Source organism: Billgrantia campisalis, from assembly GCF_022341425.1.
GTDB classification, from domain to species: domain Bacteria; phylum Pseudomonadota; class Gammaproteobacteria; order Pseudomonadales; family Halomonadaceae; genus Halomonas; species Halomonas campisalis.
In genome coordinates this window covers 46,529-69,886 of the sequence record NZ_JABFUC010000004.1, presented here as the reverse complement: position 1 = coordinate 69,886, position 23,358 = coordinate 46,529, and the positions used below count along the sequence as shown (strand labels likewise).

Here is a 23,358-nt window from a genome sequence, read left to right as displayed (position 1 = left end):
GAGACGACCATGAACCTGCGCGATCGGATGGCACTCGGCGGAGAGGGGGAGCCGCGCTCGGCCTGGGCGGGGCGGGGGGCCGGCCAGCTCTCCCAGGCCGAACAGGAGTACAAGCAGCGGCTGTTCCGCCAACTGGTCAAGGTGATGGACCTGACCCTGCTCAGCACCCTGGATGAGCGCGACGCGCGGCTGCAGGTGCAGCAGGTGTGCGAGTCGCTGATGAGCAAGGAGACCCTGCCGTTCAACGTGGCCGTGCGCCAGCGCATCGTCAGCGAACTGCAGGACGAGGTGCTGGGGCTCGGCCCCCTGGAGACCCTGCTGGCCGACAAGACGGTGTCGGATATCCTGGTCAACGGCACCAACCCCATCTACGTGGAGCGCCGCGGCAAGCTGGAGCAGACCCTGTTGCGCTTCGACAGCGACGCCCACCTGATGACCATCATCGACCGCATCGTCTCCAGCGTAGGGCGGCGCATCGACGAGTCCTCGCCCATGGTGGACGCGCGCCTCAAGGACGGCTCGCGGGTCAACGCGGTGATTCCGCCCTTGGCCATCGACGGCCCCATGCTCTCGATCCGCCGCTTCGCGGTGGACAAGCTCGGCGTCGACAATCTGGTGGAGTACGGCAGTATTTCGCCGGAGATCGCCCGGCTGCTGGAGAAGGTCGTCCGCGGGCGGCTCAATGTGCTGGTCTCCGGCGGTACCGGCGCCGGCAAGACCACCCTGCTCAACGTGCTCTCCGGGTTCATTCCCCACGATGAGCGCATCGTCACCATCGAGGACTCGGCGGAGCTGCAGCTGCAGCAGCCCCACGTGGGCCGCCTGGAGACCCGCCCGCCCAACATCGAGGGCAAGGGCGAGGTGAGCCAGCGCGACCTGGTGCGCAACAGCCTGCGCATGCGCCCGGATCGCATCGTGGTGGGCGAGGTGCGCGGCGGCGAGGCCTTCGACATGCTGCAGGCCATGAACACCGGCCACGACGGCTCGCTGACCACCATTCACGCCAACACCCCCCGGGACGCCCTGACCCGGATCGAGAACATGGTGGCCATGAGCGGCTACCAGCTGCCGGCCCAGGCGCTGCGCTCGCAGATCGCCTCGGCCATCGACGTGGTGGTGCAGATCGAGCGCCAGGAGGACGGCGTGCGCCGCCTGGTCAGCGTGCAGGAGGTCAATGGCCAGGAGGGCGAGATCATCACCATGTCGGAGATCTTCCGCTTCGAGCGCGAGGGCATGGACGGCGATGGCCGAGTGCTCGGCCGCTATGTGGCCACCGGGGTGGTGCCCGGCTTCCATGACTATCTCAAGCGCCGCGGGCTCGACCCGGGCCTGGAGATCTTCCAGAACGTGGGGGTGCAGCGGCCATGGAACTGACCAGCCTGAACATCCAGCTCTCCGACGAGATGATCGTCGTCGGCATGATCTTCATTGCCGCCTTCCTGCTGATCCAGAGCTTCCTGGTGCCCGCCTTCGGCGAGAATCGCCAGGTGCAGAAGCGGCTAAAGCAGCGCCTGCGCACCATCTCCGCCGAGGCCCAGGCCCACGGCCAGGTTTCTCTGGTGCGGCGCAAATACCTGCGCGAGCTGGGGCCGCTGGAGCGGGCCCTGGAGTCGCTGCCCGGCATGGCGCGGATCGAACTGCTGGTCGAGCAGGCCGGCCGCGAGACCCCCGCCTACCGGGTGGTGCTGCAGTCGCTATGCCTGGGAGGCATGGCCGGCGCCGTAGGCTTCCATTTGCTGCCGCTGCCCATCGCCGTGCTGCTGGGCCTGGGCGTGGCCTATCTGCCCTTCTTACGGCTGACCGTGGCGCGCAGCCGGCGCCTGGCCCGCTTCGAGGAGCAGCTGCCGGACGCCCTGATCATCATGGGCCGGGCGCTGCGCGCCGGACACCCCTTCAGCGACTCCATGCACCTGGTGGCCGAGGAGATGGCCGAGCCCATCGCCGGGGAGTTTCGCACCACCTTCATGGAGATCAACTACGGCGGCGACGTGCGCAGCGCCATGCTCGGCCTGCTGCGCCGGGTGCAGAGCGTCACGGTGATGATCTTCGTCACCTCGGTGCTGATCCAGAAGGAGACCGGGGGCAACCTCGCCGAGCTGCTCGACGGCCTGGCGGCGGTGGTGCGCGACCGCTTCCGCTTCCAGCGCAAGGTGCGCACCCTCTCGGCCCAGGGGCGCATGGCCGCCTGGATCCTCTCGCTGCTGCCCTTCGTGCTGGCGGGGATCTTGTCTCTTGTGTCGCCAAATTTCATTCCCATGCTGACCCAGGACCCGGTGGGCCGGCAGCTGGTGGTGGTGGCCTTCGTGATGATGGTCATCGGGATCCTGTGGATGCGCAAGATCGTGCGCATCGAGGCGTAAGGAGGAGCGCACATGGAAACTCTACTGGGTTGGATCGAGCCGCTGGCCGAACTGCTGGATGACCCTCAGACGGCGCAGCTGGGCTTCGCGGTGATGCTGGGCCTGGCGATCTTCGCGCTGATGCTGGCGCTGATGCTGCTGGTGATGGGGGCCTCGGACCCGCTGCGCCGCCGCCTGCGCCGCCTGGAGGCCGGCGGCGAAGCCGCCGCTGGCGGTGAGTCGGGAGTCGCCCAGTGGCTGGGCCCCATGGGCGAGAAGCTGGTGCCCAGCGAGGAGGAGGCCAGGAGCCGCATCGCCCGGGATATGCGCCGCGCCGGCAAGCGCTCCCCCGGGGCGGTGAATCTCTTCTTCGGTGTGCGCCTGCTGCTGACGGTGGTGCCGGCGCTGGCGCTGATGTTGCTGGTGCTTCCCTTCGTGCGCATCGACCCCGCCATCGGCGTGCTGGCGGTGGTGGTGGTGGCCATCGTCGGCTATCTGCTGCCGCGCTTCTGGCTGGAGCGGGCCATCAAGCGCCGCACCCTGGCGCTGCGCCGCGGGCTGCCCGACGCCCTGGACCTGCTGGTGGTGTGCAGCGAGGCGGGGCTGGGCCTGGGCGCGGCCATCCAGCGGGTAGCCCGGGACCTGGAGGTGAGCCACCCGGAGCTGGCCGAAGAGCTGCACCTGTTCGGCCTGCAGACCCGCGCCGGCATGGACAACAAGGCGGCCCTGCGCGACCTGGAGGAGCGCACCGGGGTGGACGATATCCGCGGCCTGGTGACCACCCTGCTGCAGAGCATGCGCTTTGGCACCAGCATTGCCATGACCCTGCGCATCTTTGCCGCGGAGTTGCGCGACAAGCGTACCCAGGAGGCCGAGGAGAAGGCCGCCAAGGTCAGCACCAAGATGCTCTTTCCACTGCTCTTCTGCGTGTTTCCCAGCTTCTTCGTGGTGGCCCTGGGGCCGCCGCTGCTGGGGGCGGCGGCGGCTGTGGCCGGCCGCTGACACCTTATGCACCAGCGTATTGGTAACGACGATAACGATGAAAACGATATTCAGGGAGAACCCTCATGATAGCCAAGCCGCACCTTCGCATTGCCTGTGCCGCGCTGGTCCTGACGCTGGGCGGCTGTGCCACCGGCGCCCAGCAGCAGGGCGTAAACTCGGATCTCTACGGCCCCCTGGGGGACGATCGCTCCTCGGTGGCCTACGGCACCGCCTTCCCGGTGGCCTCGCCGGAGGAGGCCTACCGCAACGGTGAGGCGGCGCTGCGCGCCCGCGACCCGGACCGGGCGCTGTTCGAGTACCTGCGCGGCCTGCGCATGGAGAGCCGCCCCCAGGCCGAGCCGCTCTACCGCATCGGCATCATCCACCACGGCCGGGGCAACCACGACCTGGCCCGGAAGGCCTACCGCTGGGCGCTGGAGGTCGATAGCCAGCATGTGGGGGCCGGCACGGCGCTGGGCATCGTGCTGCTGCAGCAGCGCGACTTCGAGGGCGCCGAGCGCCACCTGACCCCCATCGCCAGCCGGCGCAACGCCCCCTGGCAGGCCCACAACGCCCTGGGGGTGATCGCCGATATGCGCGGCGAGCACGGCCAGGCCGAAAGCCACTACCGGCAGGCCCTGGACGCCAGCCCAAACACCCCGCTGGTGCTCAACAACCTGGGCTACTCCCGCTACCTGGCCGGCGACTGGCCGGGGGCGCGCCAGTCGCTGCGCCGGGCGGTGAGCGCCAACCCCCACTATGAGCTGGCCTGGCGCAACCTGGGGCTGGTCTATGCCCGGGAGGGCGACCATGAGACCGCCATCGAGGCGGTGTCGCGCAACGGCGACCGGGCCAAGGCCTATAACGATATCGGCTATATCTCGATGCTCGAGGGGCGTTTCCAGGACGCCATGGGCTTCTTCGAGGAGGCCATGCGACTGTCGCCGGCCTACTACGTCACCGCCAGCGAGAACGCCCGCAATCTCGATAGCCTGATGCGGCGCAACGGCGCTGGCGCCCGTCCCAACTGAAGGGGGTCAGGCGCCTGTGGAGGATAGGGACCATGAAACGTCAGTCAGTCAAGCAGCATAGGCGGCGCCCGCCGCTGAGTAGGCAAAAAGGCACCGAAACCGTCGAGTTTGCCATCTCGGCGGTACTACTGTTCACCATCCTCTTCGGCATCATCGAATTCAGCGTGGCGCTATACGACAAGGCCACCCTGACCAATGCCAGCCGGGAGGGGGCGAGGACCGGCATCCTGTTTCGGCCGGATCCGCGGGATACGGCGTCGGAAGACGCCATGATCGAGCAGGTCATCCGCAACTACGCCGAGCAGTACCTGATCTCGCTGGGCGGGCCGGCCGAGATGACCATCGATATCGTTAGGCCCAACGGCGGCACGCTCCAGGCCGGTGACGACCTGATCGTTACCGTGGACTACCCCTACCAGTTCCTGCTGCTGCCAAGTTTCGTCGGCACCCTGGGCGGCATCCTGGAGCTCTCTGCCACCACCACCATGCGAGCGGAATAGCCATGAAAACGTCTACCTTTTCTCGACGTGCTGCCTGGCGCTACGGCGCGCCGGGCCGGCAGGGCGGTGTTTCCATTGTGCTCTTTGCCCTGGCGCTGTTCATGCTGCTGGGCTTTACCGCCCTCTCGGTGGATGGGGGCAACCTCTTCGTGGCCCGCAACGAGCTGCATAACGCCGCCGATGCCGGCTCCCTGGCCGGTGCCAGGTGGCTCTATACCCAGGACGGCAGCTCGGTCAACCCGGGGGCCAACCAGATCGCCACCGATGCGGCCCAGGCCAACAATAGCCAGAACACCCCCTCGGAGGTGGTCACCGCGCTGCGCGGCCACTGGAGCTTTGCCACCCGCACCTTTACGCCCAACGACTCCCTGGAGCCGGTGGACCTGTTCGAGAAATCGACCGAGGAGCTGGATCTGTACGATCCCTATGACCCCTTTATCAACGCGGTGGAGGTGGTCACCGCCCGGGAGCAGACTCAGGTGGAAGCCTTCTTCGGACGCATCTTCGGCTTCGAGGGCTATGATGTCTCCGCCCGTTCGGTGGCCTATATCGGCTTTGCCGGCAAGCTGAACCCGGAAGACGTGGACCAGCCGATTGCACTGTGTGAGAGTGCTTTGAGGGACCCTGATAGTGGAAATTATTCTTGTGACGTTGGGCGTTTTATTCCCGATGGCGACAAGACCGGTGGCTGGACCAACTTCGAGCACGACGACAGCGGCGCCACCGATGCCAACGAGCTCAGGGACCTGATCTGCGGCGAAGGAAACGAGAATGAGATGTACTATGGTGAAGATATCGCCACCAACAACGGCCAGGTCCAGTCGGCCTTCACCGCGCTCTACGACTGCTGGGTAGATGCCACGGAACGGGAGATCACCTGGACCCTGACCCTGCCGGTGATCGACTGCAGTGACGGTATCTCACCCAGCAACACCCTGGTGGGCGCGGTCACCGTGCATATCGTCTGGATGATCAACCACAACCAGCCCCTTAGCCAGATCGATCAATACGCGCCCCAGCAGATGAGCCTGGCCCCTGACTCCGAGGACGCCGAATGGCCCGGTGACTGGACAAACGACAGCTCGAGCGGCACCACGCGCTGGGAAAGCTTTGTGCAGCGTTTTTCGCTCAAGAACCAGAACGATGAAGACGCCGACTGGCGGCGGCAGAGCATCTACTTCCTGCCGAGCTGTGACTACCACGAGCCCAAGGGGCAGACTGGTGGGGAGAACTTCGGCATCCTGGCGCGAATACCGGTGCTGGTGGATTAGCCGGCCCGGGCCTTGTCGAGAGCCGTAGTGGCCGTAGTGAAAAGCGCCGGCGGGGCAGCGATGCCCCGCCGGCGCTTGCGGGTGGATTGCCGAACGTGCCTGTATCTGCAGGTTGTCGGCAAAGAGAAAGAGTCAGCTTATGTTTCTGGCTTTCCGTGGTCGGAGGGTGTTGGCAGCGGCGTGCTGGTGTCGGTAAGCGTGGGGAGCTCCTGAGTCGACGACGGCGGCTGGGCCTGGGCGGCTTCGAGCCGGTAGCGCGAGGGTGGCTTGCCCACGTAGCGCTGGAAGGTGCGCGTAAAGTAGGAGAGGTCGCGAAAGCCGACGGTAAAGCAGACGTCGGTGATGGAGACCTTGGGGTTGGCCAGCAGCCGCATGGCCTCGCCGATGCGGCGGTGCAGCAGGTACTCCTGAAAGGTGATGCCGGTCACCCGCTTGAAGAAGCGGCTGAACTGGAAGGCGCTGAGTTCGCACAGGCCCGCGATCTCGGCCTGGGCGATCTTGCGGTGCAGGTTCTTGTCGATAAAGGAGAGCGCGCGCTGCAGCCGACCCTGGTCGTCGCCGAGCGTCGAGCAGTGCAGGCGGGCCTCGTGGGGAATGCTGTTGTGGATTTCCACCACGTCGCGTGCCGCTGTCGCTGGAACCGTTCGGGGAGCGATACGGCTGGCCTTTTCCGGCAGGCGCACGCTGTAGAGCTTGGCCATGACCTCGAAAAAGCGCGCGTTATCGAAAGGCTGCACGAAGTAGTCCCACACCCGGGCCCGGAAGGCCCACACGGCCAGGTGCTCCGAGTGCGCCTGGGTGATCATCAGCAGGGGGACGGAGGGGCTGGCCTGCTTGGCCTCGCGCAGGCTGGCGAGGCCCTCGAAGTCGGGGTAGTCGAACTGGAAGCAGGCGGCCACCGGCGGTCGCGCCTGCATGGTGGGTATCGGGTCCTGGCCGGGCAGGACCGTTTCCAGATAGTATCCCTGCTGCCTCAAGGCATGATGGTAATCATCATCGAGCGGTTCCTGAATGTTCCTGGCCACGATCAGCACATAGTCATGGGCCGTCATGATGCCCTCCCCTGATAAGTTCGCCGTTTTCTTTATTAGCTTATTTGCTTATAATCACGTTATCTTTATTAGTTTGTAATGTTGATATGATTGTTATGTTTATTATCTTGTCGTGTTTATAAGCGTTGCATTCAGGTTGCGGTATGGCCTGTGGTTCGATGGCACATCCTTGTTGCCTGATGCTTTTTTTGGTCTCTCCTCTCTTCGCTGACTGTATGGCGCAAGTCATGGCATTGCCCGTGGAACCGGTGCCGGTCATGCGGGCGGGTATGTCAGCTAGTGAAGGAGGTGAAATCTGGCGGATTGTTACATTGTGTTGCTACTTGTTAAGGCTAGTCGGCAAGCACAGCATTGCAAGGATTGATTGTGCCGAGAGGTTCACTCTTTGGGCTGCTACAATGCGCGCCCTGAAGAGCGGCGAGGTGGGAAGGACAGGGCATGACCTATGACGTGGTGGTGATCGGCGCCGGGGCGGCGGGGCTGATGTGTGCGCTGACCGCCGGCTACGCGGGCCGGCGGGTGCTGGTGGTGGACCATGCCAACCGGGCCGGCAGGAAGATCCTGATGTCCGGGGGCGGGCGCTGCAACTTCACCCACCTGGCCTCGACGCCGGCCAACTTCTTCTCCGATAACCCGCACTTCTGCATCTCGGCGCTCAAGCGCTACCGCCCCGAGCATTTCCTCGAGCTGGTGGAGCGCCATGGCGTCGACTATGTGGAGAAGACGCCGGGCCAGCTGTTCTGCGCCGATTCCGCCAAGCAGATCGTCGGGCTGCTCCTCACCGAGTGCGAGTGGGCCGGCGTCGAGATCGCCCTGAAGACCTCGGTGGAGCGCGTCGAGCGCCAGGGCGAGGGCATGCGCCTGGCCACCTCCCGGGGACGCATCGAGGCCGGGGCGGTGGTGGTGGCCACCGGCGGGCTCTCCATCCCCAGCATGGGCGCCACCGGCTTCGGCTACGCGATCGCCCGCCAGTTCGGCCTGGCGGTGACGCCGACGCGCCCGGCGCTGGTGCCCTTTACCCTGACCTCCGGCTGGAAGGCGCGGGCCGCCGACCTGGCCGGGGTCTCCTGCGAGGTGGGCGTTCGCGTGGGGCGTGACGGCGCGGCCCTGGGCCATTACCGCGAGCCGATGCTGTTCACCCATCGCGGCCTCTCCGGCCCCGCCATGCTGCAGATATCGAGCTACTGGCAGCCCGGCGACGAGCTGGTCATCGACCTGCTGCCGGGCGTGGATGCCTTCGAGGCGCTCTGTGCCGCCCGCCGGGAGACGCCGAAGCGTCGGGTCTCCGCCTGGCTGGCCGAACGGCTGCCCAAGCGCCTGGCCCAGGCACTGGTCGAATGGCACGGCGACGATGCGATACTGGCCGAGTGCGGCAATGCCCGCCTGCAGGCCTGGGCCGAGCGGCTGGGCGCCTGGCGGCTCAAGCCGGCCGGCACCGAGGGGTGGCGCACCGCCGAGGTGACCCTGGGCGGGGTGGATACCCGGGCGGTATCGTCGAAGACCTTCGCCGTGGAAGGGCTGCCCCAGCTGCGCTTTATCGGCGAGGTATTGGACGTGACCGGGGAGCTGGGCGGGCATAACTTCCAGTGGGCCTGGGCCAGCGGGGTGGCCTGCGGCAGAGCCCTGTAGGCGGGCCCTGTGGTCCTTTCTATCCTGTGGATAGGAATCCACGCTTCGAAGGAGAGCCGCGACATGAGTATGATTGCCGTGTATGACTCCTCTACCAGCGAGTCGGGCGCCTTCGCCGACCGGGTGGTTGACGTCAGCGTCAGCCAGGTGCTCAGCCGCACCCATGAAGGGGTCTATCTGGAGAGCCTGCAGGAGATCGACGCCTTCCTCGAGGCGCTCAAGTTGAGCGCGGTCGAGGCCAACAAGCGCATTCGCCTGCGGTGATGTCAGGGAAGGGCAACGGGATGGCTGCCATGTCTAACAGATTCAGCGACTATATCGTCTACGTGGATGAAAGTGGTGATCATGGCCTGCAGTCACTTGATCCCTACTATCCCGTGTTTGTTCTTGCCTTCTGCATATTTCACAAGCGCTACTACAGCGAGACCGTTGTTACTGAGCTGCAGAAGTTCAAGTTCCGCCACTTTGGCCATGACCTGGTCATTCTGCATGAGCACGAAATTCGCAAGGAGAAAGGCGACTTCACTTTTTTCAGAAGTCGCGAGCACAAACAGGCATTTCTCGATGAGTTGACGGGCATCATCAATACCAGTCACTTCATCTTGGCCAGCTGTGTGATTGAGAAACATCTGCTGACACCACAGCAAGTTGAGTCGGAAAATCCCTACCACCTTGCGCTGGGGTTTTGCCTGGAGAGCCTCTATCAGTTTCTTGCAGAGAAGGGGCAAGAAGATAGGCTGACGCACGTAGTGGTCGAGAAGCGCGGCAGAAAAGAAGATGACGAGTTGGAGCTCGAGTTTCGCCGCATGTGCGATGGCCAGAATCGCCTGAACAAGACCTTCGGCTTCGACATCCGCTTCGCCGACAAGAAGGCAAACTCGGCGGGATTGCAGCTGGCGGATCTGGTGGCTCGCCCTATCGGGCTGCACATCCTGAGGCCAGAGCAGCCCAACCGCGCCTTCGAAACGCTCAAGCAGAAGTTCTACTGCCAGGGCGGCAGGCAGAATGTGGGGGTAGGCTACGAGCAGTGGGGACTGAAACGCTTCCCCCAGAAAAGCGAAGAGCCCCGATGACACTCACCGAAGCTCAGACGCCGACCGGGCTCTCCCAGTCCATTTGCGTGCAGTATAGTCCGAGCGGGCTCGGCCGAGCAAGCGCGGATGCGGCTGTGCTCGGCGCCAGTCGCGACGCCGAACCGAGCGCTCCAGCAGTGATCCTGTCCACTGACGGCGCCACACCTTTGTAGCAGCTTCAGCTCCGGTCCGACGCATCGGCGACTGGAGGCCGAAGGCCTTCCGGCGGTGTTGCTGAGGCCGGTCAGTGTTTCCCTGCGGATAGTTTTCTAAAGCCTTCGCTAATTTAAATTAGCTTAAATATTGTTCTCTCGCCACAAGGGAAGACGCGGCTGTTCTATGCTCTCTAAGGAGATATCGATCTCAATGGGAGAGCCGCGACATGAGCATGATTGCCGTGCATGACTCCTCAACCAGCGAGTCGAGCGCCTTCGCCGACCGGGTGGTCGACGAGGCGGTGCGCCAGGCCGAGGCCCAGGGCTGGGAGGCGGTGCGCCTCACCGAGGTGGCCAGCGCGCTGGAGCTGCCGATGTCGGCCGTGCTGGGCGAGTTTCGCGACCTGGACGCCGTGGCCAACGCCTGGTTCCTGCGCGGCTGGCGGGCGATGCTGGCCGAGAAGCCGGCGACGTTCAGCGACTGGTCGCCGCGGTCGCGAATCGAGCACTGCCTGCTGGCGTGGCTGGATACCTTCGCCGCCCATCGTCGCGTCACCGTGCAGATGCTGCGCACCAAGGCGCATCTGCCCCACCTGCATACCTGGGTGCCGATGGCTTTCGATCTGTCCCGCACCGTGCAGTGGCTGCGCGAGGCGGCGCAGCTGGAGGCCCGCTACGGGACGCGCCGCGCCCAGCTCGAGGAGATTGCCCTGACCGGCCTGTTCCTGGCGACCCTGGCGGTCTGGGCGAGGGACGACAGCGAGGGCCAGCGCAAGACCCGTCAGTTTATCGAGCGGCGCCTGGCGCGCGGCGAGGCCTGGATGAAATGGGCGCCCGGGGAGCGGCAGGCAAGGCAGCGACAGCCGGCGGCTCAGCTGTAGGCCGATAGCCGCGAGCCGCCAGTCAGCAGGGTGGCGGGAAGGTAGGTTAGCGGGTCGAGTCGAGGAGGCGTTTGGCGCGCTTGAGCATCAGGGCACCGGCGGTCAGGCGTTTGGCCATCCGCAGCAGGGAGCCGGGGTGGCGGGCGCTCTTGAGCAGCAGCACGCCGCCCACGCCGAGAAATACCGCCTTGAAGCGCATCAGGGTGTGCCAGCCGTCGTCGATCGACCGGGTGGCGTCGCGCCAGCGGCTGGCCTCGACGTAGATATCGATGCGCTGCTGTTCGATGGCGGTCAGCAGCAGGGCCTTGCGCTCGGCGCGTCGCTGACGCCGCGAAACTCGGTGCCGTTCAGGAGCGTGATTCGTCACGGGCTCTCTCCCTCGCCTCCTGCTTGGCGACCAGTTCACGATCGATGGCCAGCTGGGTCAGAGTGCTCTTGAGCAGGGTGGGGCGGTGGGCCATGCGCCGTGCCAGCAGCGCCATCAGCACGCCGCCGGTGAGCAGTACCCCGGCGCTGATGGCGATGGCCGCCACCCGGTGGGTGTCCCAGAACAGCACCGCCACCAGCAGGGCCAGTACCGCCAGGCCAAGCAGCAGCATCACCAGGCTCAGGCCGATGACCAGCAGCAGGGTCGCCAGCCGGGCCCGCTCCTCCTCCAGTTCCAGCACGGCGAGACGCAGACGCGTCTCGCCGGCGTCGAGCAGGCTGCCGAGCAGGCGTTTGCCTGCGCCGAATACCCGCTGTGCCGGTCCCTGGCTCGACGTCATCAGCGACGCCCGATCAGCATGCCGATCACGATCCCCGCCGCGGCACCCAGGCCGACACTGGTCCAGGGGTTGTCGTGCACGTAGCGGTCGCAGGCGTCCGCCTGGTGGGTCAGGGAGTCGCGGGCCTCGCCGTAGAGGCGCTCACCCCGGGATTCGAGCCGGTCCCGGGTGTCCTTCAGGCGCTGCTCGGCGCGTTCGCGCAGCTCCTTGATGTTGCTGCGGGAGTCATCGGCGGTGGCGCTGACCAGCTCTTCGATGGTTTGGGTGAGGTGGTGCAGGTCTTCCTTGAGCTGCCGGGTGGTTTCATCGGTGTGCGGGGTACGAGATGCCATGGCTGTCTTCCTCTGACGTTGAACGACAGGCTCAGCATAGCAGTCGCGCAAGCGAGTTCAATCCGCTTGGCTCTTTGGGCCCGGTGCTGTCGGTTCACCGGGTCAGCACGCCGCCGGTGAACAGCGGGTTGAGGCTGAAGCCCAGGCTCAGGCGGTGGTTGCGGTGATCGTAGTCGATCATGCTCTCGCCGTAGCCGTAGTAGTACTGGACGTGGGCCCGGATGTTGCCGAACATCTCCCAGGAGTAGTCGAACTGGGTGCCCATGTTGCCGGCGCTGGGGTTGCCGCGCACCATCAGGCTGGCTTCCTGGTCGCCGTTGATGCGCCGGGCCACGGTGATATCGCCATAGCCCTTGAAACGGTGAATGTCGCGATTGTCGTCCTCGTTCTTCGACTCGGGGATTCGCCAGTAGGGGGCGACGCTGACCCCCCAGTCGCCGCGCTGGAACATGCTTTCCAGGTAGACTCGGTTCCAGCTGCGCGACAGCGGCTGGGAGCGGCCGTTGGAGAGATGATTGAGGGCCACGCGATTGCGCACGTTGGTCCAGCCGAAGGCGCTCCAGGCGTTGTCGAAATTGAGGAAGACTTCCGGCTCATAGTTGGTTTCGCGAAACGGTGAGGAGGCATCGGTGTTGTAGGCCTGCCACCAGCTGCGCTGGGTATAGGCGAAGTAGAGGTCGCCGGTATTGCCGATCAGATCCTCGATCAGGTTGACCTTGGCGCTGAACTGGAACTTGACCTCCAAATCTCGCGGGCCGGTGTCACTGCTGATGTTGGCGAAGGCGGCCTTGTTGGGCTTGGCGTTGTAGCTGATCGGAAAGATGTAGTTGCGTCGATGGGTGGTGATGGCCAGGGGGTTGCGAGTCGACTCCCGCTCCAGCTGGCGGCGCTGGGCGATCTCCTCGCGAACGAGCTCGACCTGGGGGTCCAGGGGAGGGAGGTCGTCTGGCGATAGTGTCTTCAGCTCGTGCCGTAGCTGCTCGATCTCGCTGCTCAGTGACTCGATCCGGGACTCGATGGCCTGGCGCTGATCGACCAGCTGCCCATCGCTCTGGGCCAGGGCGCCCGCGGCGGGGACGCCCATCAGGATGACGCCGGCAATCAGGAAGGAACGGATATTCATGGTGTGACTCGAAGCGAGGCGTTGAATACAACATTCTACTCCGACTTCTACCATGGTGCCTTGTCAAGTCAACCGCTGAAGTCCCTCATTGCCAAGCGTGCTGCCGGGGCCGAGAATCGAGTCCCGGGCATGGGCCCCGCCACCGAGGAAAGGCGTGAATCTGATCAAGCTGTCATACATCGTGGGCCTGCTGATGGGCTGGCTGCTGCTGGCTACCCTGGCGCAGGCCGACGCCACCCTGCCCGAGCGCGAGGCCGTGGCCCAGCGTATCCAGGCGCTGCAGCCGGACGAGGGGGATGTCCTGAGCGACGCGGCGCAGGTGGAGTTAGAGGCGCTGCAGGCCGCGGAAGTGGCGCTGGCGGCGCTGTCGCGCATCGAGGAGCGGCTGGCGGCGCTGGAGCGGCGCGTCGACGATGCCCCCGGTGAGCTGTTGCGCCTGGAGCGGGCGCTGATCGAGGAGCAGCGAGCGGCGCTGGAGTTGAGCGCCACCGATCTGCATGAGCTGCCGATTGCCGAGCTGGAGGCGCGCCAGCAGGAGGCGATCGTCGAGCTGCAGCAGCTGCAGGAGCAGCTGGCCGAGGTCAATGCCCAGCTGCTGGGGGCGCAGACCCTGCCGGAGCGCGCCCAGCAGGCCATTGCCGAGGCCATGCAGCGTGTCGAACAGGCGCGTCGCGCCCAGGATGAGCTGGAGGGGCAGGGGGTGGCGGCCGACGATGCGCGCCTGATCCGACGCCGTGCCGAACGCCGCCTGGCCGAGGAGGAGCTGCGTTTTCATCAGCTGGAGCTGAGCACCAATACCCGCCTGCGCGAGCTGGCCCAGCAGCGCCAGGAGCTGCTCAATCGCCAGGTGGCCACCCAGGAGGCGGTGCTGGCGACGCTGCAGAGCGTTATCGACCGTCAGCGCCGCCTGGCCTCCGAGCAGGCGATTGCCGATGCGGCGGTGGATGACCCGCTGATTGCCGCCGGACACCCGGTGGTGCTGCGTGCCCAGCAGATCAACCGCGACCTCAGCCTCGAACTGCTGCGCGCCACCGACCGCACCAATAGCCTGGTGCGCGAGGGCATCGAGGTACGCCGCCTGCTCGACCATGTGCGCCAGTTGGAGCGCAGCCTGACCGAGCAGATCGAGGCGGTGCGCGGCAGCATGCTGCTGTCGCGCATCCTGCGCGAGCAGCGCCAGTCGCTGCCTCAGGTCGCCCCGCGCCGCGACCTGCAGGAGGAGATCGCCGACCTGCGGCTGCGCCAGTTCGATCTGGGCCGGCAGCGCGACCTGCTGCGCCAGAGCGAGCGGCTGGCCAATCAGCGCCTGGAAGAGGCCGATGTGGAGGTGACCCCGGCGCTGGTGGATTCGCTGCTGCGGCTCTACCAGTCGCGCCGCGAGCTGGTCGACCAGCTGGAGCAGGTCTATGGCAGCCTGCTGACCGCGGCCATCGACCTGCAGCTCAACCAGCAGCAGCTGATGGAGACCTCCCGTGAGCTGCGCCACACCATCGACGAACAGCTGTTCTGGGTGGCCAATAGCCGCCCCCTGGGGCTGACCTGGCTGCAGCAGTTGCCGGCCAACCTGGTGCTGGAGTGGCGGGAGGGCGAGTGGCGGCGTGTCCTGCCGCACCACTGGCAGCCCCCCGATGCCGGCGCCCTGGCGGGGCTGCCGCCTCTGCTGGCGGCGCTGCTGCTGCTGGGGCTGCGACGGCGCATCAAGGCGCGCCTGGGGCTACTGCACGAGCAGATCGGCCGGCTCAAGAGCGATAGCCAGGGCCATACCCCCCAGGCGGTGGCGCTCAATGCCCTGCTGGCGATGCCGGGGCCGCTGGCGCTGGCGGCCGCCGGTACCGCCCTGGTGGCCGGGGGCGAGGCGCTTTCCGTGAGCCTGGGGCAGGCGCTGTGGCAGCTGGCGCTGGCCTGGGGGGTGATCGCCTGGGCACGTCGCCTGCTGGTGCGCGACGGCGTGGCCACCAAGCACTTCTACTGGTCCGCCGGCTATGTGGCCCGGCTGCGCTCCCTGCTGCGCTGGCTGGGCCTGGCGCTGGTGCCGGTGCTGGGCATTTCGGCGCTGGCCCGGGGAGCCGAGCTGCCGCTGGCTTCGCGTCCGGTGGCGCTGGGGCTGCTGCTGGCGGGGCTGCTGGCGATGAGCGTGATCATGGCGCGGCTGATTCTGGCCCATACGCCCTTCTTCGGGGTCAAGCTGTTCCGCCTGGTGCTGGGGCTGGCGCTGTCGCTGGTGCCGTTGGTGCTGGCGGGGCTGATCGTGGCCGGCTATGAATACACCGCCCTGAGCCTGGTGGGGCGCTTCACGATCACCCTCTATCTGCTTGGGCTGTGGATACTGGTCGAGGCTGCGGTGGTGCGCGGCCTGGCGGTGGCGGCGCGGCGCCTGGCCTTCAAGCGAGCCCTGGCGCGGCGCCGTGCCCAGGTGCTGGAGGGCGGCGAGGGCGGCCTGGAGGTGGTCGAGGAGCCACCGCTGGATATGGAGCAGATCAACCAGCAGTCGCTGCGCCTCTCCAAGCTGATTCTGCTGGTGGGCTTCGCGCTGCTGCTCTACCTGGTGTGGGCCGACCTGCTGGCGGTGCTAGGCTACCTGGAGCAGGTGACGGTCTGGGATGTGGCCGAGCGGCAGGAGGGCGTGGAGCTGGTGACCGGCGCGCTGTCGGTCTCCGATGTCGTTACCGCCCTGCTGATCATCGCCTTCACGGGGATGCTGGCCCGCAACCTGCCGGGGCTGCTGGAAGTGATGGTGCTGTCGCGCCTGGAGCTCAAGCAGGGCAGCGCCTATGCGATCAGCTCGCTGCTCTCTTACGTCATCGTCGGTACCGGCCTGGTGCTGGCGCTGGCCACCCTGGGCGTGGCCTGGAGCCAGCTGCAGTGGTTGGTAGCGGCGCTGGGCGTGGGCCTGGGATTTGGCCTGCAGGAGATCTTTGCCAACTTCGTCTCGGGGCTGATCATTCTCTTCGAGCGGCCGGTACGCATCGGCGACACCATTACCCTGGGCAACCTCACCGGCACGGTGAGCAAGATCCGTATCCGCGCCACCACGGTGATCGACTTCGACCGCAAGGAGATCATCATCCCCAACAAGACCTTCGTCACCGACCAGCTGATCAACTGGTCGCTCTCCGATACCGTGACCCGGGTGGTGCTGACCTTCGGCGTGGCCTATGGCTCGGATCACCGCCTGGTACACCGCCTGCTGCGCCAGGCCGCCGACGAGAACCCGCGGGTGCTGGCCGACCCCGAGCCCCAGGTGTTTTTCATGGACTACGGCGACAGCAGACTCGACTTCGAGCTGCGGGTCTTCGTCAACGCCCTGGGCGACCGGCTCTACGCCACCGACGAGATCAACTGCCGGGTGGGTGAGCTGTTCGCCGAGCACGAGGTGGATATCGCCTTCAACCAGTTGGATGTCTGGCTGCATCGTCCCGATGGGGGCAGGCAGAAGGTGGTGAGCGGGGCGCCACGAGCGGCGGTCGATCCCACTTATCCACCGCCCGGTGCCGCGGGGGACCCCGGCGACTTCGAGGTTGGCGACAGTGACGGGGGCGATGGCGGGCGCTGAGCCGAGCCAGCGCCTTAGAACTTCTTTCACAACCCTGCAGATGAGATGGGTTTGTCCGGGGGCAAGCCTTCGCGAGGGCGCTGTGAACCCTTCCCTGGGCGCTACATTTGCCATCCCTGGCAAATGACCCTCGCTACGCCTTGCCCCCGGCGCCCATCAGCGCTAGGCGTTTTGTTAGTCGCACTTAAGCTCTGTCTGAAAAGTCGGCGGCTGGCGCCTCGCGCACGGCGTGCAGCAGGAACTCCCGGTTGCCATCGCCGCCGCGCAGCGGGCTATCCTGCCAGTGCAGTACCGCCAGGCCCTGGGCCTGGCAGCAGGCGCGCAGGGTGGCTTCTACCTCGGCGTAGCGTGCCGGGTCGGTGACCAGGCCCCGGGCGTTGACGCCGCCTGGGCCCACCTCGAACTGCGGCTTGACCAGCGACAGCAGCTCGCCGCCGGGGCTGAGCAGGGCGGCGATCTCGGGCAGGATCAGCGCCTGGGAAATGAAGGAGACGTCCATCACGGCGAGATCGGGGCCCTCGGCCCCCTGGGCCACGAAGACCTCGCGCAGCCGCGGCTCGGCGGCCATGGCCCGGGCGTTGAGCCCCTCCAGGCAGGTGACCCGGGGGTCGTCGACCAGCGCCGGGTCGAGCTGGTCGTGGCCCACCTCCACGCCGATCACATGGCGGGCGCCGAAGCGCAGCGCGCAGTCGGTGAAGCCGCCGGTGGACTGGCCCACGTCGAGCACCAGGCGGCCGCTGAGATCGAGGCCCAGCGCCTCGATCAGCGCCTCCAGCTTGAGGCCGGCCCGGGAGACGTAGCGCTCCTCCGGGTCCTCCTCCACCGTCAGGGCGACGTCGTCGGGCAGCTTCTCGCCGGGCTTGGCGAGTATGCGGCCGGTATCGGCCAGCCGCACCCGGCCGTGGCGAATCAGCCGCTGGGCGCGGGTGCGTGAACGGGCCAGGCCCTGGGTAACGAGCAGCTGGTCGAGGCGGGGCATGACGACTCCTGCGCCGAGAAAGACGGGGCGTATTATGGCATAATCGATTGATTAGCCGGTTAATGAAAGGGCGGGGTGTGGATCGATCATCGGGTAGGGCGCTGGCGCGCTCGCTGGCCATCGGGGCCCTGGGCGGAGGGCTCTTCCAGGCGCTGGGACTGCCGCTGCCCTGGATGCTGGGGCCGCTGGTCACCAACCTGCTGGTCTCGGCCCGGGGCCTGGACGTGCGCGTGCCGGAGGGCCTGCGTGAGCTGTTTCTGGGCGTGCTGGGGCTGGTGCTGGGTAGCCAGGTCACCCCGCAGTTGGCTGAGCGGGTGGTCGACTGGCCGCTCTCCGCGGGGCTGCTGCTGGCCGGGGTGGCGGCATCCACCGCCGCGGCCGCGGCCTGGTACCGGCGCTGCGGCTTCGACTCGGTGAGCGCCTGGTTCGCCTCGGCGCCGGGGGCCATGACGGCGATGATCCTGATGGGCGAGAAGTGCGGGGGGGGACCCCAAGCGCATCGCCATCGCCCAGTCGCTGCGGATCATCCTGGTGGTGCTGTGGCTGCCGCCGCTGTTCTGGCTGTGGGAGGGCGCCCCCGGTGCCGCGCCCGACGCCGCCGCCCCGGCCACCCATCTGTGGATGCTGCTGGCGCTGCCGGTGTTGATCCCGCTGGGCAATCGACTTCGATTACCCAGCGCCTCGCTGCTGGCGCCGCTGCTGTTTGCCGCGCTGCTCTCTGGCTTCGATGTGGCCAGCCTGCGGCTGCCCGACTGGGGCATGAACCTGATGCTCTGGATACTGGGTAGCGCCATCGGCTCGCGCTTCCGGGGCCTCTCCCGGGCCCGCTTCTGGCGCTATCTGGGCGAGGCCGCGGTGGCGACTCTGCTGGCTTTGGCGGTGCTGGCGCTGTTTGCCGAGCTGATCCACCGGCTGGTCGGGGTGCCCCGTGACGTGGCGCTGCTGGCACTCGCCCCGGGCGGGATTGGCGAGATGGCGATTCTCGCCGTGGCCCTGGACATCAACCCGGTCTTCGTCGCCTTTCACCACCTGCTGCGCATGATCGCGCTGATGGTGGTCGCGCCATTCTGGGCGCGCTGGCTGCAGCGCGGTGCGGTGGGCAGCTGATATGCTGGGCGACTCCGCAATCATCCACGACTGACAGGCAGCGCCCACCGGGCGGACAAGGGAAGCAGGGGATGCTGGAACAGGCACTGGTTCAGATGTTGTTGCTGCTGGGCGCCACGGTGGCCGTGGTGCTGGTCTTCCAGCGGCTAAAGATTCCGCCGAGCCTGGGCTATCTGCTGGTGGGGGTGATGCTGGGCGCGCATACCGCCGGGCCGGTGGTAGCCGATGACAACATCCGGGTGATCGCCGAGTTCGGCATCGTTTTCCTGCTCTTCACCATTGGGCTGAGTTTCTCGCTGCCGCAGATCTATGCGCTGCGCCACACCATTCTCGGCCTGGGCACCGCCCAGGTGGCCTTGACCACCGCGGCGGTGGGGGGGCTGGCCTGGTGGCTGGGCCTCCCCGGGCCGGCGGCCTTCATGGTGGGGGCGGTATTTGCCCAGTCCTCCACCACCATCATCACCAAGCAGCTGATGGAACAAGGGGAGAGCCAGACCCGCCACGGGCGGCTGGGGACCACCATGTCGGTGTTCCAGGACATCACCGCGGTACCCTTCGTGGTGGTGATCCCGGTGCTGGGGGTGGCGGCTGCCCAGGAGGTCGCCGGTGCCCTGGGGCTGGCCCTTGCCAAGGCACTGCTGGCCTTCGTGGTCGTGCTGGTGTCGGGGCGGCTGCTGCTGCGTCCGCTGTTCCACCTGGTGGCCGAGCGGCGCTCCGCCGAGCTCTTCACTCTGACGGTGCTCTTCGTGTCGCTGGTCTCCGCCTGGACCACCAAAACCCTGGGGCTCTCCATGGCGTTCGGCGCCTTCCTGGCCGGCATGGTGCTGGGCGACACCGAGTTTCGCCATCAGGTGGAGTCGACCATTCGCCCCTTCCGGGATGTGCTGCTGGGACTTTTCTTCGTCAGCATCGGCATGCTGGTGGAGCCGGCGCTGATCCCCGAGATCTGGCGAGAGGCGCTGGTCGGCGCTGCGGCCCTGCTGGGGATCAAGCTGGTGCTGGTGACCCTGATCGTGCGCCTCTCCGGCGTGGAGCTGCAGACGGCGTTTCGCACCGGCCTGCTGCTGTCGGTGGGCGGGGAATTCGGCTTCGCGCTGCTGGCCATCGGTCTCGAGGGTGGGGTGATCGACAGCCATCCGGCCCAGGTGGTGCTCACCTCGGTGCTCTTCTCAATGATCCTGGCGCCCTTCTTGATCCGCTATAACCAGCCGCTAGCGGCCTGGCTGTTCGGGCGGGTGAAGCGCAAACCGGTCGAGACCGCGCCGGTGCCCCACGGACTGGAGGAGCAGGGGCACGTGGTGATTTGCGGGTTCGGACGAACCGGGCAGACGGTGGCGCGCTTCCTGGAGAGCGAAGGGGTCGCCTACGTGGCCCTGGACATGGACCCGTCTATCGTTCGTGAAGCGAGGCTGGCCGGCCAGCCGGTCTACTTCGGCGACTCGGCGGATCCCGCCATGCTGGAGAATGTCGGGATCGAGAGGGCCAGGTTGCTGATCGTCAGCCACGATGACCGCCCGGCGGCACTCAAGACGCTGCGTCATGCCGTTCAGCTCCAGCCCGGAATTCCGGCCGTGGTACGCACCCGCGACGAGGGGTCCGTTGCCGAACTGTCGGCGGCGGGGGCCAGTGAAGTCATTCCCGAAACCCTGGAAGCGAGCATGATCCTTACCTCCCATGCGCTCCAGGCCCTGGGTGTCCCGCTCCATCGGGTCACCCGTCACCTCCAGGAGCAGCGAACCAGTCACTACCAGATGCTGCGCGAGCTGTTCCGCGGCAGCCTGGACAACATTCAGGACCCTCGTCCGGCCGGGGAACAGGAGCGGCTGCACTCGGTGGTGCTCAGTGAGGGGAGCCCGGCCATCGGCCAGAACCTGGCGCAGCTGGATACCGAGCGAGACCAGGTGTCGGTAACGGCGCTGGTGCGTGACGATCATCGCCACCGCTACCCGGAAGAGAGCACGCAGGTACTGGCAGACGACGTGCTGGTGCTGCTGGGTACCCAGGACAACCTCGAAGCGGTTGAGCGACGGCTGACCGGGGCCGATACGCCGTCGCAGCCTGAGTGAGATTAGCTCAGCGGGTATTCCTTGCTGAGCGCCTTGATGTGCTCGCTGAGCCCCAGGGCCCGGTTGACGTCAAGCTCCAGGGCGATGCCGGTATCGAGGCTCTCGTCGAGTCCGCCGGCCTGGCTGACCGCCTCGAGCACCTCGCTCGAGCGGCGCGCCTCCACCAGAATCAGGAGCACGCTGCGTGCCGCCATGAACTCCAGGCCGAAGAAGGTCAGGTGGGGCCTGAGCCCCTGACCCTGGGCGTTGTTGATGATGGTGGCGCCGGTGGCGCCCGCCTTCCTGGCGGCGTTCAGCACCCTGTCGGTCTTGTCCTGGTCGACGAAAACCATTAGCAGCTTGAAGTCCATGGTCATCTCTCCGTGTCACTCGTGTCTCGAGCCGGCAGGCTCCCTGTTGCCTATTCTGGCAGAGCCTACCGCGAACGTCCTGACCGGCATCAAGGGGCGCTGCCGGGGCCTTCGTCGGCTTGTAGGTCGGTGGGGGGGATGCGGTCGGCGCCCCAGCTGCGATGGATGTAGCCGATCACCCGGTCGAGCTCCTCCTGGGTGATCTTGGCCAGTTCGCCGCGCTCCAGGGGGTCGTAGTGGAAGATGTAGAGGCGCGAAGCGAACTGCTCGAAGGGCAGCGAGGCCTCGCCGAAGCGCTCGCCGTTGCCGGCGGTGCTGACTCTTACGCCATCGCCCCAGTCCTGGCCGCTGTCGTTGTTGGGGTTGAAGAAGTAGACCCGCATCACCTCGGTGGGGTCCAGCGACACCCGCAGAATGGTGATGGCGTGCCAGCCGATGAAGCGTGCCGTGTTATCGGTGACGGCGATGCCCGCCGGCTGGGGGTGAATCAGCGGCTGGTTGCCGTTGTAGTAGGGGTGGTAGCTGGCATAGAAGTGGCGCAGGAAGTCATCCAACTCGTAGAGCTGGCCGGTGGCCACATCGACGTTGATGCGAAAGCCCCGCCCGGACCACCAGCCGTGGAATTCCGGGTTCACCCAGCGGTGGGGGTCGCCCTCGCGGCCGATGCAGCGGCGGCCCATCTCGGCATAGATGCGATCGAGATGCGGCACCACGATCAGCGACACCGGGTCGAGGTCCATGGGCAAGCTCTGGGCGACGCCGGAGACGCTCGCCATGGAGGAGAGCGGCATGCCCTCGAAGTGCATGATGATATCGTCGTCACGGGCCGCCCAGGCCACCATCTGCAGCAGGTAGTCCGGGTCGTTGTAGGCCCACATGGAGAGCGCCCGGGCCGACTGGCAAGTGGGGTTGTTGCCCTGGCCCACGCCCAGCGGCAGCCCGAGCATGCACAGCACGCCTTCCAGCAGCCGGGCTCGGGGTGAGATCTCCTCGCCGTAGGCCAGGTTGAGGCGGGCCTGGGACCACTCCGACAGGCCGAGCCCGAGCTGTCGCCACATGGCGGGAGCCACCGGCGGCTGATAGAGGATGCCGCGCTCCAGGGTAAGGGCCAGCCCGTAGGCGGCCTGGGCGGTGGCCGGATAGACCGCGCCGCGGATCAGCGCATGCACCAGCTCGCGGTAGCACAGCATGCAGTCACGGCCGGTAGAGGAGAGCCCCAGCGCCTCGGACAGCAGGTGGTCGCTGTAGTCCAGCAGGTGGCGCAGCAGCACCGGATGGTAGGGCGAGACCAGGCCGGTGTCGTGCATGGCCCGGGCGAAGCCGGTCGCCTCGCCCTGCAGGGCTGCGGTATCCATGCTCGACAGCCGCTCGCGGTAGACGTCGACTCCGGGGTCCTCGCGGCACGCCCGGGTGGGGCCGAACAGCGAGCTCACCAGGCGGTCGGCGCCCTGGCCGCTGCCCCCCAGGTCGATGTCGGGATTGGCCTGACAGAGCGCGATCTGGGTGACCATCTGCTTTATCGGTTCGACCTGGATCGGGCGCTGCTCGAGGATCCGCCAGATCTCCTCGATCAGCTTGTCGACGATGTGCTCGTAGCCGATGCGTTCGGCCAGGTGGTGGAACAGGTTGCGCGGAATCTGCGCCAGGCGCCCCTGGCTTTCGCGCTCGGCCTCGGTCGGGGCGCTGAACAGTAACCTGAGGTTCAGCGCCATTGTCTGGGTGAGATAGTGGTGGGACTGCTCCGGAGACACCAGCGGATGAAGGTAGTCGCCCTTGGCCACGGCGAGCAGGCGCAGCTCGCTCAGGGCCTCGATGACCACGGTATTGGCGTCGGCGCTCTGGAGGGCATGAGTGGTGAGGGAGGGCACCAGGTGCTGGGGGGTTTCCCAGTCGGAGCCGAGGAAGATCCCGGCCTCTTCCAGCTCTCTGGAGCGCAATTCGATCGCCGCTGCCCCGCCTTCCTGGAGCAGCACTCGCCTGGCGGTGTCCAGAACCCGCGGCAGCTTGCCCGGCTTGGCGAAATCCCGCGATTCGGCGAGTAGCCGGATCGCTTCATCGAGTTTCGCCAGCAGGCCGGTAAGCTTGTCGCTGCCCGCGGGTTGATCACTGGCATCTTGCGTGTGTCGGTGCGTCGTCACGCCGACTCCTTGTCGTCAGGGCTGTCAG

Annotated in this window: 20 protein-coding genes and 1 pseudogene; 13 read left to right on the top strand and 8 right to left on the bottom strand. The window is 66.7% G+C overall.

Annotated elements, in window-relative coordinates:
- Window positions 1–9: 9 nt before the first annotated feature.
- The 6 genes from HOP52_RS05920 (at window position 10) to HOP52_RS05895 (ending at window position 6,125) form a co-directional block, all read left to right on the top strand.
- Window positions 10–1,374 carry a TadA family conjugal transfer-associated ATPase gene (locus HOP52_RS05920; protein ID WP_238976453.1) on the top strand — a complete coding sequence of 455 codons (1,365 nt, stop codon included), beginning with the start codon at window positions 10–12 and terminating at the stop codon, window positions 1,372–1,374.
- Window positions 1,365–2,360, top strand: a complete 996-nt coding sequence (locus HOP52_RS05915; protein WP_238976452.1) for a type II secretion system F family protein — start codon at window positions 1,365–1,367, stop codon at window positions 2,358–2,360. Before HOP52_RS05920 ends, HOP52_RS05915 begins: the two co-directional genes overlap by 10 nt.
- A gap of 12 nt (window positions 2,361–2,372) precedes the next feature.
- Window positions 2,373–3,341, top strand: a complete 969-nt coding sequence (locus tag HOP52_RS05910; RefSeq protein ID WP_238976451.1) for a type II secretion system F family protein — start codon at window positions 2,373–2,375, stop codon at window positions 3,339–3,341.
- A 65-nt stretch (window positions 3,342–3,406) separates the two neighbouring features.
- Window positions 3,407–4,354, top strand: coding sequence for a tetratricopeptide repeat protein (locus HOP52_RS05905; RefSeq protein WP_238976450.1), 948 nt, complete (start codon window positions 3,407–3,409; stop codon window positions 4,352–4,354).
- Window positions 4,355–4,386: 32 nt separating this feature from the next.
- Window positions 4,387–4,854 carry a TadE/TadG family type IV pilus assembly protein gene (locus HOP52_RS05900; protein WP_238976449.1) on the top strand — a complete coding sequence of 156 codons (468 nt, stop codon included), beginning with the start codon at window positions 4,387–4,389 and terminating at the stop codon, window positions 4,852–4,854.
- Window positions 4,855–4,856: 2 nt separating this feature from the next.
- A complete protein-coding gene (locus tag HOP52_RS05895; protein ID WP_238976448.1) occupies window positions 4,857–6,125 on the top strand; it encodes a TadG family pilus assembly protein in 1,269 nt (422 codons plus the stop codon).
- A 137-nt stretch (window positions 6,126–6,262) separates the two neighbouring features.
- Here the strand turns inward: HOP52_RS05895 and HOP52_RS05890 are convergent, their stop codons facing one another.
- Window positions 6,263–7,177: a helix-turn-helix transcriptional regulator gene (locus tag HOP52_RS05890; RefSeq protein WP_238976447.1), complete on the bottom strand. Its 915-nt coding sequence runs from the start codon at window positions 7,175–7,177 to the stop codon at window positions 6,263–6,265.
- A 438-nt stretch (window positions 7,178–7,615) separates the two neighbouring features.
- On the opposite strand from HOP52_RS05890, the gene HOP52_RS05885 reads away from it, so the two are divergent.
- The 4 genes from HOP52_RS05885 (at window position 7,616) to HOP52_RS05870 (ending at window position 10,915) form a co-directional block, all read left to right on the top strand.
- On the top strand, window positions 7,616–8,806 hold the full coding sequence (locus HOP52_RS05885) for a BaiN/RdsA family NAD(P)/FAD-dependent oxidoreductase (RefSeq protein ID WP_238976446.1): 1,191 nt from the start codon (window positions 7,616–7,618) through the stop codon (window positions 8,804–8,806).
- 63 nt (window positions 8,807–8,869) lie between these two features.
- Window positions 8,870–9,070, top strand: coding sequence for a hypothetical protein (locus HOP52_RS05880; protein ID WP_238976445.1), 201 nt, complete (start codon window positions 8,870–8,872; stop codon window positions 9,068–9,070).
- A gap of 29 nt (window positions 9,071–9,099) precedes the next feature.
- Window positions 9,100–9,879, top strand: coding sequence for a DUF3800 domain-containing protein (locus HOP52_RS05875; RefSeq protein WP_238976444.1), 780 nt, complete (start codon window positions 9,100–9,102; stop codon window positions 9,877–9,879).
- 382 nt (window positions 9,880–10,261) lie between these two features.
- Window positions 10,262–10,915, top strand: coding sequence for a hypothetical protein (locus HOP52_RS05870; protein ID WP_238976443.1), 654 nt, complete (start codon window positions 10,262–10,264; stop codon window positions 10,913–10,915).
- 46 nt (window positions 10,916–10,961) lie between these two features.
- Here HOP52_RS05870 and HOP52_RS05865 read toward each other — a convergent pair whose 3' ends face one another.
- The 4 genes from HOP52_RS05865 to HOP52_RS05850 all read right to left on the bottom strand — a co-directional run bounded on the left by HOP52_RS05865 (window position 10,962) and on the right by HOP52_RS05850 (window position 13,137).
- On the bottom strand, window positions 10,962–11,282 hold the full coding sequence (locus HOP52_RS05865) for a YqjK family protein (RefSeq protein WP_238976442.1): 321 nt from the start codon (window positions 11,280–11,282) through the stop codon (window positions 10,962–10,964).
- Window positions 11,263–11,682 carry a phage holin family protein gene (locus HOP52_RS05860; protein WP_238976441.1) on the bottom strand — a complete coding sequence of 140 codons (420 nt, stop codon included), beginning with the start codon at window positions 11,680–11,682 and terminating at the stop codon, window positions 11,263–11,265. The genes HOP52_RS05865 and HOP52_RS05860 overlap by 20 nt, the downstream gene beginning before the upstream one ends.
- On the bottom strand, window positions 11,682–12,014 hold the full coding sequence (locus HOP52_RS05855) for an ElaB/YgaM/YqjD family protein (RefSeq protein WP_238976440.1): 333 nt from the start codon (window positions 12,012–12,014) through the stop codon (window positions 11,682–11,684). The genes HOP52_RS05860 and HOP52_RS05855 overlap by 1 nt, the downstream gene beginning before the upstream one ends.
- Before the next feature lie 94 nt (window positions 12,015–12,108).
- Window positions 12,109–13,137 (bottom strand): phospholipase A, encoded by a 1,029-nt coding sequence (locus tag HOP52_RS05850; protein WP_238976439.1) that lies wholly within the window; start codon window positions 13,135–13,137, stop codon window positions 12,109–12,111.
- 154 nt (window positions 13,138–13,291) lie between these two features.
- Here HOP52_RS05850 and mscK point away from each other — a divergent pair, with 154 nt between their 5' ends.
- Window positions 13,292–16,690 carry a mechanosensitive channel MscK gene (gene mscK / locus HOP52_RS05845; RefSeq protein WP_309675044.1) on the top strand — a complete coding sequence of 1,133 codons (3,399 nt, stop codon included), beginning with the start codon at window positions 13,292–13,294 and terminating at the stop codon, window positions 16,688–16,690.
- Between the two features lie 184 nt (window positions 16,691–16,874).
- Here mscK and HOP52_RS05840 read toward each other — a convergent pair whose 3' ends face one another.
- On the bottom strand, window positions 16,875–17,669 hold the full coding sequence (locus HOP52_RS05840) for a TlyA family RNA methyltransferase (protein ID WP_238976438.1): 795 nt from the start codon (window positions 17,667–17,669) through the stop codon (window positions 16,875–16,877).
- 62 nt (window positions 17,670–17,731) lie between these two features.
- Between HOP52_RS05840 and HOP52_RS05835 the strand changes: the two are divergent.
- Window positions 17,732–18,776, top strand: a pseudogene (locus HOP52_RS05835) (AbrB family transcriptional regulator).
- Window positions 18,777–18,847: 71 nt separating this feature from the next.
- The gene (locus HOP52_RS05830) at window positions 18,848–20,842 is read left to right on the top strand and encodes a monovalent cation:proton antiporter family protein (protein WP_238976437.1); all 1,995 of its coding nucleotides are present in this window, start codon (window positions 18,848–18,850) and stop codon (window positions 20,840–20,842) included.
- A 2-nt stretch (window positions 20,843–20,844) separates the two neighbouring features.
- Here HOP52_RS05830 and HOP52_RS05825 read toward each other — a convergent pair whose 3' ends face one another.
- Window positions 20,845–21,192, bottom strand: a complete 348-nt coding sequence (locus tag HOP52_RS05825; protein ID WP_238976436.1) for a P-II family nitrogen regulator — start codon at window positions 21,190–21,192, stop codon at window positions 20,845–20,847.
- Window positions 21,193–21,281: 89 nt separating this feature from the next.
- On the bottom strand, window positions 21,282–23,330 hold the full coding sequence (locus HOP52_RS05820) for a hypothetical protein (RefSeq protein WP_238976435.1): 2,049 nt from the start codon (window positions 23,328–23,330) through the stop codon (window positions 21,282–21,284).
- Window positions 23,331–23,358: the final 28 nt, after the last annotated feature.

Excerpts from the sequence above, each read along its gene's own strand:
- HOP52_RS05920 (WP_238976453.1), top strand. The coding sequence starts at position 10 with ATGAACCTGCGCGATCGGATGGCACTCGGCGGAGAGGGGGAGCCGCGC.
- HOP52_RS05915 (WP_238976452.1), top strand. The coding sequence starts at position 1,365 with ATGGAACTGACCAGCCTGAACATCCAGCTCTCCGACGAGATGATCGTC.
- HOP52_RS05910 (WP_238976451.1), top strand. The coding sequence starts at position 2,373 with ATGGAAACTCTACTGGGTTGGATCGAGCCGCTGGCCGAACTGCTGGAT.
- HOP52_RS05905 (WP_238976450.1), top strand. The coding sequence starts at position 3,407 with ATGATAGCCAAGCCGCACCTTCGCATTGCCTGTGCCGCGCTGGTCCTG.
- HOP52_RS05900 (WP_238976449.1), top strand. The coding sequence starts at position 4,387 with ATGAAACGTCAGTCAGTCAAGCAGCATAGGCGGCGCCCGCCGCTGAGT.
- HOP52_RS05895 (WP_238976448.1), top strand. The coding sequence starts at position 4,857 with ATGAAAACGTCTACCTTTTCTCGACGTGCTGCCTGGCGCTACGGCGCG.
- HOP52_RS05890 (WP_238976447.1), bottom strand. The coding sequence starts at position 7,177 with ATGACGGCCCATGACTATGTGCTGATCGTGGCCAGGAACATTCAGGAA.
- HOP52_RS05885 (WP_238976446.1), top strand. The coding sequence starts at position 7,616 with ATGACCTATGACGTGGTGGTGATCGGCGCCGGGGCGGCGGGGCTGATG.
- HOP52_RS05880 (WP_238976445.1), top strand. The coding sequence starts at position 8,870 with ATGAGTATGATTGCCGTGTATGACTCCTCTACCAGCGAGTCGGGCGCC.
- HOP52_RS05875 (WP_238976444.1), top strand. The coding sequence starts at position 9,100 with ATGTCTAACAGATTCAGCGACTATATCGTCTACGTGGATGAAAGTGGT.
- HOP52_RS05870 (WP_238976443.1), top strand. The coding sequence starts at position 10,262 with ATGAGCATGATTGCCGTGCATGACTCCTCAACCAGCGAGTCGAGCGCC.
- HOP52_RS05860 (WP_238976441.1), bottom strand. The coding sequence starts at position 11,682 with ATGACGTCGAGCCAGGGACCGGCACAGCGGGTATTCGGCGCAGGCAAA.
- HOP52_RS05855 (WP_238976440.1), bottom strand. The coding sequence starts at position 12,014 with ATGGCATCTCGTACCCCGCACACCGATGAAACCACCCGGCAGCTCAAG.
- HOP52_RS05850 (WP_238976439.1), bottom strand. The coding sequence starts at position 13,137 with ATGAATATCCGTTCCTTCCTGATTGCCGGCGTCATCCTGATGGGCGTC.
- HOP52_RS05840 (WP_238976438.1), bottom strand. The coding sequence starts at position 17,669 with ATGCCCCGCCTCGACCAGCTGCTCGTTACCCAGGGCCTGGCCCGTTCA.
- HOP52_RS05830 (WP_238976437.1), top strand. The coding sequence starts at position 18,848 with ATGCTGGAACAGGCACTGGTTCAGATGTTGTTGCTGCTGGGCGCCACG.
- HOP52_RS05825 (WP_238976436.1), bottom strand. The coding sequence starts at position 21,192 with ATGGACTTCAAGCTGCTAATGGTTTTCGTCGACCAGGACAAGACCGAC.